Origin of the sequence: Bacillus sp. FSL W8-0645 (assembly GCF_038007905.1) — a bacterium.
Classification (GTDB): domain Bacteria; phylum Bacillota; class Bacilli; order Bacillales; family Bacillaceae; genus Bacillus; species Bacillus pumilus.
In genome coordinates, this window is sequence record NZ_JBBOYC010000001.1 from 1,751,919 (window position 1) to 1,766,451 (window position 14,533).

12 protein-coding genes are annotated in these 14,533 nt (G+C 40.8%); 10 read left to right on the forward strand and 2 right to left on the reverse strand.

Going from position 1 to position 14,533, the window contains the following annotated elements:
- The first annotated feature begins 79 nt into the window (after positions 1–79).
- The 7 genes from tdh to mutL all read left to right on the forward strand — a co-directional run bounded on the left by tdh (position 80) and on the right by mutL (position 9,871).
- The gene (tdh, locus tag NST39_RS08770) at positions 80–1,144 is read left to right on the forward strand and encodes an L-threonine 3-dehydrogenase (RefSeq protein ID WP_341027944.1); all 1,065 of its coding nucleotides are present in this window, start codon (positions 80–82) and stop codon (positions 1,142–1,144) included.
- Positions 1,144–2,322 carry a glycine C-acetyltransferase gene (locus NST39_RS08775; RefSeq protein ID WP_065097312.1) on the forward strand — a complete coding sequence of 393 codons (1,179 nt, stop codon included), beginning with the start codon at positions 1,144–1,146 and terminating at the stop codon, positions 2,320–2,322. The genes tdh and NST39_RS08775 overlap by 1 nt, the downstream gene beginning before the upstream one ends.
- A gap of 158 nt (positions 2,323–2,480) precedes the next feature.
- On the forward strand, positions 2,481–4,007 hold the full coding sequence (miaB, locus tag NST39_RS08780) for a tRNA (N6-isopentenyl adenosine(37)-C2)-methylthiotransferase MiaB (protein WP_341027947.1): 1,527 nt from the start codon (positions 2,481–2,483) through the stop codon (positions 4,005–4,007).
- A gap of 1 nt (position 4,008) precedes the next feature.
- Positions 4,009–4,443 carry a RicAFT regulatory complex protein RicA family protein gene (locus NST39_RS08785; RefSeq protein ID WP_065097314.1) on the forward strand — a complete coding sequence of 145 codons (435 nt, stop codon included), beginning with the start codon at positions 4,009–4,011 and terminating at the stop codon, positions 4,441–4,443.
- A 265-nt stretch (positions 4,444–4,708) separates the two neighbouring features.
- Complete coding sequence (gene cotE, locus NST39_RS08790; protein ID WP_003212450.1) at positions 4,709–5,254, forward strand: outer spore coat protein CotE; 546 nt, start codon at positions 4,709–4,711, stop codon at positions 5,252–5,254.
- A 124-nt stretch (positions 5,255–5,378) separates the two neighbouring features.
- Entirely contained in the window at positions 5,379–7,970 is a 2,592-nt protein-coding gene (gene mutS, locus NST39_RS08795; RefSeq protein ID WP_341027951.1) for a DNA mismatch repair protein MutS, read from the forward strand.
- A 5-nt stretch (positions 7,971–7,975) separates the two neighbouring features.
- Positions 7,976–9,871, forward strand: coding sequence for a DNA mismatch repair endonuclease MutL (gene mutL, locus NST39_RS08800; protein ID WP_341027953.1), 1,896 nt, complete (start codon positions 7,976–7,978; stop codon positions 9,869–9,871).
- 159 nt (positions 9,872–10,030) lie between these two features.
- Here the strand turns inward: mutL and bslA are convergent, their stop codons facing one another.
- The gene (gene bslA / locus NST39_RS08805; protein ID WP_044141854.1) at positions 10,031–10,564 is read right to left on the reverse strand and encodes a biofilm surface layer hydrophobin BslA; all 534 of its coding nucleotides are present in this window, start codon (positions 10,562–10,564) and stop codon (positions 10,031–10,033) included.
- Between the two features lie 125 nt (positions 10,565–10,689).
- Positions 10,690–11,085 (reverse strand): hypothetical protein, encoded by a 396-nt coding sequence (locus NST39_RS08810; protein ID WP_341027955.1) that lies wholly within the window; start codon positions 11,083–11,085, stop codon positions 10,690–10,692.
- A gap of 568 nt (positions 11,086–11,653) precedes the next feature.
- Here NST39_RS08810 and NST39_RS08815 point away from each other — a divergent pair.
- The 3 genes from NST39_RS08815 (at position 11,654) to NST39_RS08825 (ending at position 14,504) form a co-directional block, all read left to right on the forward strand.
- Complete coding sequence (locus NST39_RS08815; RefSeq protein ID WP_341027957.1) at positions 11,654–12,127, forward strand: CarD family transcriptional regulator; 474 nt, start codon at positions 11,654–11,656, stop codon at positions 12,125–12,127.
- 313 nt (positions 12,128–12,440) lie between these two features.
- The gene (locus NST39_RS08820) at positions 12,441–13,190 is read left to right on the forward strand and encodes a poly-gamma-glutamate hydrolase family protein (RefSeq protein ID WP_217012506.1); all 750 of its coding nucleotides are present in this window, start codon (positions 12,441–12,443) and stop codon (positions 13,188–13,190) included.
- Between the two features lie 165 nt (positions 13,191–13,355).
- A complete protein-coding gene (locus NST39_RS08825; protein WP_341027961.1) occupies positions 13,356–14,504 on the forward strand; it encodes a Rap family tetratricopeptide repeat protein in 1,149 nt (382 codons plus the stop codon).
- Positions 14,505–14,533: the final 29 nt, after the last annotated feature.

The following is a 14,533-nucleotide window of genomic DNA, read 5'->3' on the forward strand; positions in this document are numbered from 1 at the left end:
GGACAGTGGTATTTACGACGAAAATAAGACGTGTTAAAATCTCATTGGGAGAAGTTTTTTAACAAAGGGGTTGTACGTCATGTGTGGAACGATGAAAGCGATTGTTAAAAAAGAAAGCGCTTACGGAGCGGTGCTGATGGAGATGCCGATTCCAGAAATCAATGATCATGAAGTATTGATTCAGGTAAAAGCCACATCGATATGCGGAACAGACGTGCATATTTATAATTGGGATGACTGGGCAAAGGGAAGAGTTAAAGCGCCCTACATTTTTGGACATGAATTTACAGGGGAAGTTGTCAAAACGGGGAACCAAGTCTCACGAGCAAAAGTAGGGGATTTTGTATCGGCAGAGACACATGTTGTATGTAATCAGTGCTCTATGTGTTTAACAGGGCAGCAGCACTTGTGCAATGAAACGAAAATTTTAGGGGTAGACATTGACGGCTGTTTTGCTGAATATGTCAAAGTACCTGAACAAAATGTGTGGCACAATCCAGCTCAAATGCCAGTAGAGCTTGCGTCTATCCAAGAGCCGCTTGGAAATGCGGTTCATACAGTACTACACACACCTGTTTCAGGTAAGTCAGTGGCGATTTTTGGCTGCGGACCAATCGGTTTAATGGCGATCGCCGTCGCGAAAGCTTCCGGTGCTGTCCAAGTGTTTGCTGTCGATCAAAACGAATATAGGCTGGATCTTGCCCAGAAAATGGGGGCAGACCATATCGTGGATATTGGAAAAGATGATCCTGTTGAGGTGATTAAGCAGTTCACGCGGATGGAGGGGGCAGATGTGATATGCGAGATGTCAGGACATCCAGTTGCCATTAATCAAGCTCTCGAAGCGTGTGCAAATGGAGGGAAAGTCAATATACTAAGCTTGCCAGAACGACCAGTGACCATTGACATTACGAATCAAATTGTTTTTAGGGGATTAACCGTGCAAGGAATCACGGGGAGAAAAATGTTTGAGACGTGGCGTCAAGTATCTGAGCTATTAAGAACGAATACCATCGATGTCCAGCCAGTTATCACCCATACGCTGCCATTTGAACAGTTCGAAAAGGGATTTGAACTCATGAGAAATGGTACGTGCGGAAAAGTCGTACTGATAATGCCATCAAACCAAAGGGGGAAGAAATGATGAAAGAATTCACGTATTTACAAAATGAACTGGAAACAATGAAGCAGCAAGGCACCCACCAAACATTGAAAGAGATTGACTCAAAACAATCATCCACTGTGACATTAAATGAACAATCTGTCATACAGCTCTCCTCAAATAACTACTTAGGACTCACCTCACATCCAAGGCTGATGAAAGCGGCAAAAGAGGCCATTGATGAATTCGGTGCTGGTACGGGGTCTGTACGAACCATCGCTGGCACAATGACGATGCACGAACGTCTTGAAAAAAAGCTCGCTGCATTTAAAAAGACCGAGGCATCCCTTGTGTTCCAATCAGGCTTTACGACCAATCAAGGGGTCTTATCAAGTATCCTGACAAAAGATGATATTGTGATTTCAGATGAACTGAATCATGCCTCAATCATTGACGGCATCCGGTTAACAAAAGCAGATAAAAAAGTATACGGTCATTCCAATATGGAAGAGCTTGAGAAAATTTTAAAGAAATCTATGAATTACCGCGTGCGTCTCATCGTCACAGACGGTGTGTTCTCAATGGATGGAGATATTGCGCCACTTCCTGAGATTGTCAGGCTCGCAGAAGCATATGATGCATTTGTGATGGTAGACGATGCGCATGCCTCGGGCGTGCTTGGTAAAAATGGCCGCGGGACAGTCAACCATTTTAAACTCGACGGCAGAGTGCACATTCAGGTTGGGACACTTAGTAAGGCTGTCGGAGTCCTTGGCGGCTATGTAGCGGGTTCAGCCGTTTTAATTGATTATTTAAAGCATAAAGCAAGACCGTTTTTATTCAGCACCTCACATCCGCCAGCTGTGACTAGAGCGTGTGAAGAAGCGATTGAAGTGCTGTTAGATGAACCGGAGCGAATCGATACACTTTGGGAAAACGCCGCCTATTTTAAAGAAAAGGTCGTCAGTCTTGGGTTTCAAGTTGCACCGACAGAGACACCGATTATCCCCATCATGATTGGAGACGAAGCCCTTACTTTTCGCTTTTCAAAGGCTTTAATAGAACGAGGCGTGTTTGCTCAAGGCATCGCCTTCCCAACTGTGGCAAAAGGAAAAGCGAGAATTAGAGCCATCATCACAGCCGAGCACACAAAAGAAGAACTAGACCGTGCACTGACGATCATCGAAGAAGAAGCAAAAAAACTAAACATACTTGATTGAGAGAGCGCGGGCTCTCTTTTTTTGATAAAGAGATTGGCTGTGACCTTCTTGATGAATAGCCATTTTTTATAGAAAGACTGTATATGAATTTATTTTCAATTCACGACAAAATAGTCTATACTGTAGGGTGGAGCTTGGTTTGAAAGGAGTACAAATTCATGAATGAAGAGCAGAGAAAAGCGAGTGGACAAGTAAGTTCATCGGACAAAAAATCCGAGAAGGACTACAGCCAGTATTTTGAAGCTGTGTACATTCCGCCTTCCTTAAAAGATGCAAAAAAACGGGGTAAAGAAGAAGTCGAATACAATCAATTTCAAATTGACGAACGTTTTCAAGGGTTAGGAAACGGGCGCAAGTTCTATATTCGCACATATGGCTGTCAAATGAATGAGCATGACACAGAAGTGATGGCTGGTATTTTTATGGCGCTTGGTTATGAACCGACAAACTCAACGGATGATGCAAATGTCATCTTATTAAACACTTGTGCAATTCGTGAGAATGCGGAAAACAAAGTGTTCGGAGAGCTTGGTCATTTAAAAGCATTAAAGCGTGAAAAGCCAGATTTAATTTTAGGTGTTTGCGGATGTATGTCGCAAGAGGAATCTGTCGTCAACCGAATTTTGAAGAAACATCCATTTGTTGATTTGATTTTCGGTACACACAACATTCACCGCTTGCCAGAGTTGTTATCTGAATGCTATCTTTCAAAAGAAATGGTCATTGAGGTTTGGTCAAAAGAAGGCGATGTCATTGAAAACCTTCCGAGAGCCCGCCAAGGAAAAATTAAGGCCTGGGTGAATATTATGTACGGTTGTGATAAATTCTGTACATACTGTATCGTCCCTTACACGCGCGGTAAAGAAAGAAGCCGCCGCCCTGACGAAATTATTCAAGAGGTTAGACGTTTAGCGGCAGAAGGATATAAGGAAATTACCCTTCTTGGTCAAAACGTGAATGCGTATGGAAAAGATTTTGAAGACATGGAATATGGTCTTGGACACTTGATGGATGAGCTGCGTAAAATCGATATTCCGCGTATCCGTTTTACAACAAGCCACCCACGTGACTTTGACGATCACTTAATTGAAGTGCTTGCTAAGGGTGGGAACCTTCTCGATCATATTCATTTGCCAGTTCAATCAGGCAGTTCTTCTGTCTTGAAGCTTATGGCGAGAAAATATGACCGTGAACGTTACCTTGAACTTGTACGCAAAATCAAAGAAGCGATGCCAAATGCTTCATTAACAACGGATATTATTGTTGGGTTCCCAAATGAGACAGATGAGCAATTTGAAGAAACACTTTCCCTCTATCGCGAGGTTGAGTTTGATGCTGCTTATACGTTCATTTACTCTCCAAGAGAAGGAACACCAGCAGCGAAAATGCAAGACAACGTGCCAATTCATGTGAAAAAAGAACGTCTGCAGCGCCTGAATGCCCTCGTGAATGAAATTTCTGCGAAAAAAATGAAGGAATATGAAGGGCAGACTGTCGAAGTATTAGTAGAGGGTGAAAGTAAAAACAACCCTGAAATCCTAGCCGGATATACAAGTAAAAGCAAGCTTGTGAATTTTAAAGCACCAAAAGAAGCGATTGGCAACATCGTCAAAGTGAAAATCACACAAGCCAAAACTTGGTCTCTTGACGGAGAAATGGTTGGAGAAGCTATCGAGGTGAATTAAAATGACGCTTTATTCAAAAAAAGAGATTGTCGAGCGCGCAAGAGAGCTCGCTAAAATGATTTCTGAAACAGAAGAAGTTGATTTCTTCAAGAAAGCAGAAGCGCAAATCAATGAAAATACAAAAATTTCAACGATTATTAATCAAATTAAGGCGCTTCAAAAACAAGCTGTGAATTTAAAGCATTACGGCAAACATGAAGCCTTAAAGCAAGTGGAAGAAAAAATCGATGCCCTGCAAGAAGAACTGGATGAAATCCCAGTGATTCAAGAATTCAAAGAATCACAAGTGGTAGTCAATTCCCTGCTTCAGCTCGTAGCGCATACGATTTCTAATCAAGTAACAGATGAAATTATTCTTTCAACCGGCGGTGACCTCTTATTAGGAGAAACCGGTTCAAAAGTCAAAAACTCATCACCAAGTTGCTCCATTAAATGAGAAAACCCCGCAGATGCGGGGTTTTTTGTTTTGCTATCATCATTTTTTGAAAGAACAAAAATCTCACTTCCCATTCTACTTCTTGCTTCGTCACCCCAAAATCTCTCACTCTCCAACTTTTCCAATTTTCAAGGCAAGTTTATGGGCGACCATGCATACACTGAAACAGAAATGAATTTAATTGAACATGAAGTTCAAAATCGTGACACACTAGACGAATGCCCAGCATAAGATAAAACGATCAAGAACAAGGAGGCATGCCGGAATGTCTGAATACAGAGAAATTATTACAAAAGCGGTGGTTGCAAAAGGGAGGAAATTCACCCAAAGCACACACACCATTTCTCCATCGCAAAAACCAACCAGCATCCTAGGTGGTTGGATCATTAATCATAAGTATGATGCTGAAAAGGTCGGTAAAACTGTTGAGATTGAAGGAACCTTTGATATTAACGTATGGTATTCTTACGCTGATAACACAAAAACAGAAGTCGTCACAGAACGGGTGAAATATGTAGACATCATCAAACTGAGATATAAAGATAAAAATTTCCTTGATGATGAGCACGAAGTGATTGCAAAAGTGCTGCAGCAGCCGAATTGCTTAGAAGTGACCATTTCTCCAAACGGCAATAAAATTATCGTTCAAGCAGAGCGGGAGTTCATTGCTGAAGTGGTAGGAGAAACAAAAATTGTTGTAGAGGTCAATTCAAGCTGGAAAGAAAAAGATGATCATGAGTGGGAAGAAGAGGTGGATGAGGAGTTAGAGGATATTCATCCAGAATTCCTAGCGGGTGATCCAGAAGAGTAATTGATGACTAGGGCGCATATCCCCCTAGTTTTTTTGTGTCCTATCTAGGAGAAAAAAGGTGATTTTTTATGCTATAATGAAAGATGGTATGAATTCGAATGTAATATAGTGAGGGATTAGAAATATGGCAAGTTATACGCCCATGATACAGCAATATTTAAAAATCAAGGCAGAGTATCAAGATGCCTTTTTATTTTTTCGCTTAGGCGATTTTTATGAAATGTTTTTTGATGACGCAAAAGAAGCGTCACAAGAATTAGAAATCACGCTAACAAGCAGAGATGGCGGGACCATACCAATGTGCGGTGTTCCTTATCATTCTGCTTCTGCATACATAGAACAATTGATTTCAAAAGGTTACAAGGTCGCGATTTGTGAGCAGGTGGAAGATCCTAAAACGGCAAAAGGTGTGGTCAAAAGAGAAGTCGTTCAACTCATTACACCAGGTACGGTGATGGATGGTAAAGGCTTAAGTGAAAATGAAAACAACTTCATTGCCTCTGTGACAAAATTTGAAAGTGGATATGGACTTGCACTTTCCGATTTATCTACTGGTGAAAACATGGCGGCTTTCATTGATCGATTAGATGAAGTCGTGTCTGAAATTTATTCTGTCGGTGCAAAAGAAATTGTGGTGTCAAAGCAGCTGGATGAGGAAACAGTCAAGACCTTAAAGGATCGGTGCCAAGCGACCATTTCATACGAAGATAGTGATGAATTGATCGATGAAGCTGAGCGGCTCGTGTCCCGCCTGAGCGAGCAACTAAGATCGGCCTTTTTGACATTATATGCTTATTTAAGAAGAACGCAAAAAAGAAGTCTCGATCACCTTCAGCAAGTTCAAGTGTTTGAGCTCGAACAAACAATGAAAATTGATCTTTACTCAAAACGAAATCTTGAATTAACAGAGACGATCCGCTCAAAAAGCAAGAAGGGCTCTTTGTTATGGCTGTTAGATGAAACAAAAACAGCGATGGGTGGAAGGCTGCTCAAGCAATGGATCGACCGGCCGTTAATTCGGCTTTCGCACATTAAAGAACGCCAGGAAATGGTGCAAATTCTTATGGACCATCTCTTTGAACGAGAGGATCTGCGTGAACGGTTAAAGCAAGTATATGATCTCGAACGTTTAGCGGGCCGCGTCGCATTTGGCAACGTAAATGCCCGTGATCTCATTCAGTTAAAGGAATCCTTAAAACAAGTACCAGCCATTAAAGAGCTTGTGCACTCACTGCCAGAGGAAATGGCAAAATCAAGAGCGAATGAGATTGATCCTTGTGGCGACTTGCTTAATTTATTAGAAGATGCACTTTATGAAAATCCGCCGATGACGATAAAAGAAGGCAATTTGATTAAAGATGGCTACAATGCAAAATTAGATGAATACCGTGATGCCAGCCGAAACGGAAAGGACTGGATTGCACGTCTTGAACAGCAGGAAAGAGAATATACCGGCATTCGCTCCTTAAAAGTCGGGTTTAATAAAGTGTTTGGTTATTATATCGAAGTGACACGCGCAAATACACATCTGCTGGAGGAAGGCCGTTATGAAAGAAAACAAACGCTTGCCAATGCAGAGCGGTATATCACACCTGAATTAAAAGAAAAAGAAGCACTGATACTTGAAGCAGAATCAAATATTAACGAATTGGAATATGAACTATTTACAGCTCTCAGAGAACAAGTGAAAGGTTATATTCCTAGATTACAGCTGCTTGCAAAACAAATGAGTGAGCTGGATGCGCTTCAATGCTTTGCGACTGTCAGTGAAAAACGCCGTTATATCCGTCCGGAATTCTCAGAGGATGAGGTGGATGTCATAGATGGTCGTCACCCAGTCGTTGAAAAAGTGATGGATCACCAGGAGTATGTACCGAATGACTGCCATATGGGAAATGGCCGGCAAACCTTACTCATTACTGGACCAAATATGTCAGGGAAAAGTACGTATATGAGACAAATGGCGCTTATCTCCATTCTTGCGCAAATTGGCTGCTTTGTGCCGGCATCGAAGGCAACTCTTCCGATCTTTGACCAAATCTTTACACGCATTGGGGCGGCAGATGATTTGATTTCTGGTCAGAGTACTTTTATGGTAGAGATGCTCGAAGCAAAAAATGCAATGGTGCATGCAACGAAAAACAGCTTGATTTTATTTGATGAAATTGGACGCGGGACAAGCACCTATGATGGAATGGCTCTTGCGCAGGCGATCATTGAATTTGTTCACGATCATATTGGTGCCAAAACGCTTTTTTCCACACATTATCACGAGCTGACAGTTCTTGAATCTCAATTAAGCGAGCTGAAAAATGTTCATGTACGTGCTGAAGAGCATGAAGGCACGGTCGTTTTCTTACATCAAATCAAAGAGGGTGCAGCTGATAAAAGCTATGGTATTCATGTAGCGCAGCTTGCTGAATTGCCTGATGCGATCATCGATAGGGCCCAGACCATTTTGACGGAGCTTGAGAGCGGATCACATGAAGTGACCCCGCACGTATCTGCAGCTTCAAAAACAGAAAAGGCCGAGGAAAAACAGCAGCTTTCTTTCTTTGAAGTAGAAGAAAAACCGCAAACCAAACCAGTTCTAAAACAGAAAGATCAAGCGGTGATCGAGGAATTAAAGTCATTCAATCTAATGGATATGACTCCGCTCGAAGCGATGACTAAGCTATATGAATTGCAAAAGAAATTATCATGTAAGGTGAGGTGAGCAAAATGGCAAAGATTATTCAGTTATCCGATGACCTATCCAATAAAATTGCTGCAGGTGAAGTAGTCGAGCGTCCAGCTTCTGTCGTAAAAGAGCTTATGGAAAATGCAATCGATGCAAGTAGTACAGTGATTGAAATCGATGTAGAAGAAGCAGGTCTTTCCTCTATTAGAATGATTGATAATGGTGTTGGAATCGATGCTGAAGATTGTAAGCTCGCCTTTCAGCGCCATGCAACGAGTAAAATCAAAGATGAAAATGATCTGTTCCGTGTCAGAACGCTCGGATTCAGGGGAGAGGCGCTGCCAAGTATCGCATCTGTCTCTCATCTAGAAATGAAAACAAGTACTGGTGAAGGAGCTGGAACGCACCTGGTGCTGCAAGGCGGAAAGATCATTTCAGAGAAAAAAACCTCTAGTCGCCGCGGTACCGAGATCGTCGTTACCAACTTATTTTACAATACACCGGCCCGCCTAAAATACATGAAAACCGTTCATACGGAGCTTGGCAATATATCAGATGTCGTCAATCGAATTGCGCTGGCTCACCCAGAAGTATCGATTCGCTTGCGTCACCAAGGAAAAGTCCTGCTTCAGACGAATGGAAACGGGGATGTGAGGCATGTGCTTGCGGCCATTTACGGGACAGCTGTTGCGAAAAAAATGGTGCCACTTCATGTGCAATCACTTGATTTTGAAGTGAAAGGATATATCTCCTTGCCAGAAGTGACAAGGGCATCACGAAATTATATGTCTTCTGTTGTAAACGGCAGATATGTCAAACATTTTCCTCTCGTGAAAGCGGTCCATGAAGGGTATCACACGCTGCTACCGATTGGCCGCCACCCGATTACATTTATTGAGATGAAGATGGACCCCATTTTAGTGGATGTGAACGTTCATCCTTCGAAGCTTGAAGTGAGACTTAGTAAAGAGCAGGAACTTCATGAGCTAATCAAACAAGGAATTAAGGAAGTATTTCAAAAGCAGCAGCTCATTCCAAGTGCTTCGGTGCCAAAGAAAGCACCAATGCCAGCGATCAAAAATGAGCAGCAATCCTTAACCTTTGATGCGAAAAAAGGAAACAAAAACGAGGCGAAAACATCCTATCAGCCGGAGCCTTTCGAATCGGTTGTATACGAGACGAATCAGATGAGCACATACGGGACGCCTACGCAGGAAATGACAAGTGCATCATCACCCGTATTTAATGAAGATGCTCCATCTGAGCGTGTTCATGTAGAGGAATCCGCCGCTTCTCTTGAATATGAAGAGTCAGAACTGAGAGAAGATGCTGCAGAAACCATTTTAGAAAACGAACGAGTTCCTGTCATGTATCCCATCGGGCAAATGCACGGCACATATATTTTGGCTCAAAATGAACGTGGGCTTTATATTATCGATCAGCATGCGGCCCAGGAGCGAATCAAGTATGAGTATTATCGTGAGAAAGTAGGAGAGATCAAACAGGAAGTGCAAGAAATGCTCGTTCCATTAACATTCCACTACTCGAAAAACGATATGCTGATTATTGAAGAGCATAAAGAGATACTAACGAAAGTGGGTGTCTTCTTAGAGCCTTTCGGTTCAGGAAGCTACATTGTTCGGTCGCATCCACAGTGGTTTCCAAAAGGGGAAGAGGCTGAACTGATCGAAGAGATTATAGAGCAAGTGCTGGATGAGAAACGTGTAGATATCAAAAAATTAAGAGAAGAAGCGGCAATCATGATGAGCTGCAAAGGCTCTATCAAAGCAAATCGTCATTTGCGAAATGATGAAATCAAAGCACTATTAGATGAACTCAGGCAGACAAAGGACCCTTTCACTTGTCCGCACGGCCGGCCGATTATCATTCATCACTCGACATATGAAATGGAGAAAATGTTTAAACGGGTCATGTGATCAAATAAAAAGAAGACAAAGGGCTAAAATAAAAATCATTTTAGCCCTTTGTCTTCTTTTCAGCGTGATAGAAAACCTTTGCAGCCCTAGGAAAGACGAGTACCGAATGCGAGGGTTTGTCTACACGCTGAAGCGCTCTTACTTAGAGCGCTTTTTTATTTAGCATCCACACGGATCTGGCGGTGTGACCACAACTGGTCGTGTTTGAATATCAAGGGTGTCCTCTGCATAAAATTTAGAACCAATGCTAAGCGCACGGTTTTCTGCGCGGAACGTGTATGTACCTGCAGCAGGAAGTACTTTATGTGAAAGTTGTAATTTATATTGTGAGATTCCTAATAAATCGATTCTAGCTGGAATGCGGACAGTTTTTCCACTGTTCAAAATGTAGCTGTCTTTTAATGCTTTTCCGTTGAAGATGTCTTTTGTTGTCGCTTGAAAGCCTGCAGGTAATGTGAACTCAATGGCACCGATACTTAACACAGAATTTGGGCGGTATGTTAACTCAATGTCAGAAAAAGACCATTCCTGCTTACTTGTACCTGTAATTTTCGCATAAAGTTCTGCTGGTCTGGCATTTGTTGATGCTTTGCCTTCCTCTGTGGCTCCTTCAGCTGATGCGGCAATCGGTACCGATAGTGCCATGACCAGTGTCAGCATCCCCATCATGATCATTGTCCATGTTTTTTTCATTTCTTCATTCCCCCTTGTTGATTATAGGTAAATAATAGACGATTAAATCCATTATTTACCTATAATGTTACCATATCCCTACATGGTATTAAATGGTATATTGTGCCCTTATTTTGTCATTTTTCTTAATAATAACGGGGGAAATGTGCATTTGGTTGGTTCATTCCGTAACCAAAGCCTGGCATTTGTTGATTCGGCATCATCATTTGCATATCTTGATATCCGAATGGATGATATGGCATCATTCCATATCCACCATAGTGGCCATGATGATGGTGATCTTTCATTGGAACATGTGAAAAGGGGTCATGCTGATTTGGAAAAGACGGATAGGCTGAATGATGATGCGGATAATGTCCGCTGTACTTATCTTTTTTACCATGATAATGGTTTGGCATATTCATATGATCATGCATGTTTGGAGCGACCACATGCTCATGATTGGCTGTATACACATTCTCAAACGTATGGTACGGATTTCCTTCGTGATGATGATTCATTTGGCTATTCATATTGTTCATTTGATATCTCATCCTTTATGTCAGGTTGCCATATCCTATGAGCATGATCCGTTTCATGAGCCTATCCATATGAAAAAAACCGGCTTTTCAGCCGGGAAAACAAAAAGCAGGTGAAAGCGTCAGGTGCTAAAATGAGATGCTGTGTCTTCTTCTGCGACGCTTCTTACAGCTGCTACAGACACTTTTAGGATAGTAATAGGGATCGTAGCTTCTAGAAGTATCCCAGAAATCGCTCTCAAACCAATCATCTTTTTTATGATAAGACTTCTTTTCTTTACATGGATCAACATGGCGATGATCGTCATGCTGGTTATAACAGTTTGAGTGGGAATGTTTGCACTTGCATTTGCACATTGTCATCCCTCCTAAATGTGACTCAATGCTAGTATATGCACGAATAAGACAAGGGGACTGGATGGTGGCGCATCTTTTGTAAAAAAAGGCTTTTTCTGAAAAATTTAAATGAAAAGAATTGACTAGTGCTAAAATAACATGATAAAATATAAATTTTTATTCGCCGATGAAATGTGTTATAATCAAATTGTGAATACTTTCGGAGGTGGCGGATTTGTTTCAAATAGGTGATAAAATTGTTTATCCTATGCATGGTGCCGGTGTGATTGAAGGAATGGAAGAAAAAGAGATTTTAGGTAAGACGGAAGAATATTTTCTGATTCAAATGCCGAATATGCAGATGATGATCCCAAGAGGCAGAATCAATCAACTAGGTATACGTCAGGTAGCAGATCAAGCAACGCTGAAAGTTGTGATGAACAATTTTGCAGAAGAAACAAACGACGACACGCTTACTTGGAAGCAAAGATATGATGAAAATATGAAAAAGCTAAAAACAGGTGCGATCGAAGATGGTGCAGACGTTGTCAAAGATCTGATGAGACGAAATCAGAAGAAAGCATTAAATTCAAGTGAAAAGAAGATGCTTGAAGATGCTCGAGGCATGTTAGTGAGTGAAATTTCTCTTGCACAAGGGCTTTCACAAGATGAAGTCCTTTCAGCTATAGAGAATGAACTAAGAGTTTAATGATGGATATACAATAATTGGCTGTAAACAGAAGGGTATCCCTTTTGTTTACGGCTTTTTTTGTTTGAAATCAGAAGAATATGTCCATTTTTGTAGGTGATTTTAACTAAAGTTAAAATAAGGTCATACGATGCAGTTTTTATTCAAGCAGCGAATGATTCAAAGAAGTCAGAAATACCTAGAGAGGCATAAAAAAACAGGTACGTTCTCCTGATTCGTTTAAAAGAGCCGGACAACCTTTGAATTCTGTTAGCCATTGATAGTAAAATAATGCGATAAGATGACACCTTAGAGAATGAAAAGGAGCGGTGAAATGAAAAGGCTACTGATATGTGGATTCATCTTTCTGATCCTATGTGCTCTTTTAATGGTGAAATGCGGCCATTCTGTTCAAGAAAAAAAAGAGCAAAAGCAACATCAAGAAGAGGTAGAAAAGTATCAAAAAGAGCGAAAAAAAGGGGATCAATATGAAAGCTTTAAACAGCTTATCAGGCATGAAAAAGAAGGCTATGAAATAGAATTTCACGAAAAGGGCGGAAGTGATTTACTCGTCTTTTCTCCTCATGGAGGGGAAATTGAACCAGGAACAAGTGAAATTGTCGAAGCATTTCAAGAAAGGTACTCGACGTATTTGTTTGAAGGAACGAAACAAGAGAATAATCGTGATTTGCATATTACAAGCACCAAGTTTGATGAACCGATATTGGTTCAAATGATTAAAACGTACCCCTTCTCCATGTCCATCCACGGCTACAAAAGTGATAAAAGGCACACGTTAGTTGGCGGTACAAATGAAAAAATGCAAAGAGCAGTTGTACGAGAATTAAAAGATCGAGGATTTTCTGCAGAAATGGTGCAAGAAGGCGAACGGCTTTCAGGAACAGACCCTAAAAACATTAATAATCGAAATGCAAGTGGTGAAAGCGTTCAGTTAGAAATTAGTACGGCACAGAGAGAGGCTTTTTTCGACCATTTTGATACGAGAAAAGGAAAGAAAAAAGCATTCAGACGTTATATCCGTGCTTTAAAAGAAGTATTAAGAGAATTTGACCCATCTTCATAGAAAAATCGTTTTGATGGGCAAAAGTACTCTATTTAAACTTGGTAAAAAAGATAGAAATATGCGAAATGAACATAAATTATGCAATAAATTACAATTTGCCTTAAAAACATAAATTATGTAAAATAATAGTTATCAGTTTGATATGATAGAATGGGGCTGAAGTGGATGGCACATAAAATACCATCTTCCGAAGTAGGTGTAAAGATCAATCAATGGTACACGCATATTTGCAAATTTGAAGTCGAACAAGCAAACGATATGAAGCGCCTTGTTGAAGAAGAAATTCATGAGATGGAAGAAGATCAAGATTTACTTCTATATTATTCTCTAATGGATTTTCGCCATCAACTGATGCTTCAGCATTTAACGCCAGTCCATGCAGGGAGTGAAACACTTCAAGCCGTGTCTTTTCCGAAAGAAATGGAAGATGGAGAAGATGAGATGACAGGCTTACTTGGCTATTACTTTCATTTTTTTCATGGAATGTATGCGTTTATCCAGCGCCGGTACATCGAGGCCATTTCCTATTACAAGCATGCGGAACATCAACTGATCTTAGTGACAGATGAGATTGAAAAAGCGGAATTTTACTATAAAATCGCTGAAGTATACTATCATATGAAACAAACTTATTTCTCCATGCATTATGCTAAAAAGGCGAGAGACATTTATAAGAAACATCAGCTTTATGGAAAAAGAAGCATTCAATGTGATTTTGTCATGGCAGGTAATTGGATTGATGTGAGTCAGCACCAAAAAGCGCTTCCTTACCTAGAAAAAACGTTAAAGGTCTGTGAAGCGATGGAGCGGAAAAAGTGCACATCTTATTTTAAAGCGATGGCTCTTAATAACTTAGGAGCTTGTCATTATAGTATGGGAACGTACCATACAGCGACAGTCTTTTTTGAACAAGCCATTTCCCTTTATCAAAAAGATCAAGCATCCACGATGATCAAATCATTATTTTCACTTGCTCTTACCTGGTTTAAACTCGGAGATATCGAGCGAGCGGGTGAGGCTATACGTAAAGGAATGAACGAGGCTTGTTCATTGGAAGATGAAATTTATCAGTTGAAATTCCAATTTTTGCAGGCGCTTTATATAGAAAAAGACAGCTGTGAGCAATTAAGATCGGCACTATTTGGACTGCGAAGCAAAAAAATGTTTGCTGATTTAGAGGAATTAGCACTTGATGCGGCTAATTATTATAAGGAACGCGACATGTACAAGGAATCCTCCACTTTTTTTGAGATTGTGATCGAAGCGCGTACGCACATTCAAAAAGGAGATGAGATGTATGAGAACGAAGCATAACATGTCAGCTGATCAAGTAGATGAAAGAC

Excerpts from the sequence above, each read along its gene's own strand:
- tdh (WP_341027944.1), top strand. The coding sequence starts at position 80 with ATGTGTGGAACGATGAAAGCGATTGTTAAAAAAGAAAGCGCTTACGGA.
- NST39_RS08775 (WP_065097312.1), top strand. The coding sequence starts at position 1,144 with ATGAAAGAATTCACGTATTTACAAAATGAACTGGAAACAATGAAGCAG.
- miaB (WP_341027947.1), top strand. The coding sequence starts at position 2,481 with ATGAATGAAGAGCAGAGAAAAGCGAGTGGACAAGTAAGTTCATCGGAC.
- NST39_RS08785 (WP_065097314.1), top strand. The coding sequence starts at position 4,009 with ATGACGCTTTATTCAAAAAAAGAGATTGTCGAGCGCGCAAGAGAGCTC.
- cotE (WP_003212450.1), top strand. The coding sequence starts at position 4,709 with ATGTCTGAATACAGAGAAATTATTACAAAAGCGGTGGTTGCAAAAGGG.
- mutS (WP_341027951.1), top strand. The coding sequence starts at position 5,379 with ATGGCAAGTTATACGCCCATGATACAGCAATATTTAAAAATCAAGGCA.
- mutL (WP_341027953.1), top strand. The coding sequence starts at position 7,976 with ATGGCAAAGATTATTCAGTTATCCGATGACCTATCCAATAAAATTGCT.
- bslA (WP_044141854.1), bottom strand. The coding sequence starts at position 10,564 with ATGAAAAAAACATGGACAATGATCATGATGGGGATGCTGACACTGGTC.
- NST39_RS08810 (WP_341027955.1), bottom strand. The coding sequence starts at position 11,085 with ATGAACAATATGAATAGCCAAATGAATCATCATCACGAAGGAAATCCG.
- NST39_RS08820 (WP_217012506.1), top strand. The coding sequence starts at position 12,441 with ATGAAAAGGCTACTGATATGTGGATTCATCTTTCTGATCCTATGTGCT.
- NST39_RS08825 (WP_341027961.1), top strand. The coding sequence starts at position 13,356 with ATGGCACATAAAATACCATCTTCCGAAGTAGGTGTAAAGATCAATCAA.